Source organism: Rhodopseudomonas sp. AAP120 (assembly GCF_001295845.1).
Classification (GTDB): domain Bacteria; phylum Pseudomonadota; class Alphaproteobacteria; order Rhizobiales; family Xanthobacteraceae; genus Rhodopseudomonas.
Window position 1 is genome coordinate 1 of the sequence record NZ_LJIC01000143.1, and the last position, 1444, is coordinate 1444.

The 1444-nt window shown below is 63.4% G+C and carries 1 protein-coding gene; it reads right to left on the minus strand.

Annotated elements, in window-relative coordinates:
• Window positions 1–742: 742 nt before the first annotated feature.
• The coding region (gene serB, locus IP86_RS21400) for a phosphoserine phosphatase SerB (protein WP_054164457.1) at window positions 743–1444 on the minus strand (702 nt) is incomplete at its 5' end.

Genomic DNA, 1444 nt, shown 5'->3' on the forward strand with positions numbered 1-1444 from the left:
TCCCGACGCCGCCCGGGACCCGTGCGTGCGAGGCACGAGGCGCGGACGCCGCATCCATTCAGCGTCGCCGACCAGCGTCAGCTCCGCCGAACCATCGTTCCGGACCGGTTGCCCGGCCCGCCGATCTGTCCCGCTTGACGACGCCTCGCGAAGCGCCCCTCACGGACAGGACGGGGCGGACTATAATCATAATAGGAATATTGTCAAGAGTGGAGGCAGGAAAGTTGGCGCGCTGCGCGGCGCCCCCGGAATGACGAACCAGTGGCAAGGGCGCGGGTCGCATCGCCGCTTGTTTCGCGTGGGCAGGTCACTGCGCGACTTTGCCCACGCTACTTGCTCCGAACATTAGACGCGGTCTGCAATCCTAGCGTGGATGGCAGGACACTCCGGGTAATCCACTACTACGGCATTGGCTGTCGCAGGTTTCGTTCGAGCGGCAGTTAGTACAAGCAGTTCCGCCAGAACAGCGGGCACAACAATTGCCAGATTGAGCTACTCGAAAAGCACCGTCAGCGATTTGAATTCGGGTGCACTCATTGCAAAACTTTCTATCTGCGAAAGCTGACGTTGACATCAGTGATATGGCGATCGCCGCGATCAAAATCTTCATGACAATCCTCCCTTAAATAATCACTCATGCTGTATCAATTCTGGAAAATTGGCAATGAAATTTGTTATTGCGGCGCACGATGATCTTTCGATCTGGTGAATGCCAGCTCTCGGTCGGGCGTCTGGTGTGGAACTAATCGCCGACGAATTCGTCGCGCCGATAGCCCTGTGCATACAGCAGCGCGGTGAGGTCGCCGTAGTCGATGCGGCCGTGGGCGGCGGCGGCGACGGCGGGCTTGGCGTGGTAGGCGATGCCGAGGCCGGCGGCCTGGATCATTCCGAGATCGTTGGCGCCGTCGCCGACCACCAGCGTGTCGATGGCGTCGAGATCGTCGGCCTCGCGCAGCGCCAGCAGCGTCGCCAGCTTGGCTTCGCGGCCGAGGATCGGTTCGGCGACCTGGCCGGTCAGCTTGCCGTCGTCGGTCAGCAGCTCGTTGGCGCGGTGCTCGGCGAAGCCGATACGTTCGGCGACCACGCGGGTGAACTGGGTGAAGCCGCCGGACACCAGGCACGTATAGGCGCCCGCGGCGCGCATCGTCTGCACCAGCGTGCGGCCGCCGGGCGTCAGCGTGATGCGGGTGTCGAGCACTTCGTCGATCACCGACAGCGGCAGGCCCTTGAGCAGCGCGACGCGCTCGCGCAGCGCCGGCTCGAATTCGATCTCGCCGCGCATCGCCCGCTCGGTGATCGCCGCGACGTGCGCCTTCAGCCCGGCGAAGTCGGCGAGCTCGTCGATGCACTCCTGGCCGATCATGGTCGAATCCATATCGGCGAGAAAAAGCTTCTTGCGCCGCGTCGCTTCCGGCTGCACCACGATGTCGATCGGCAGGGCCCC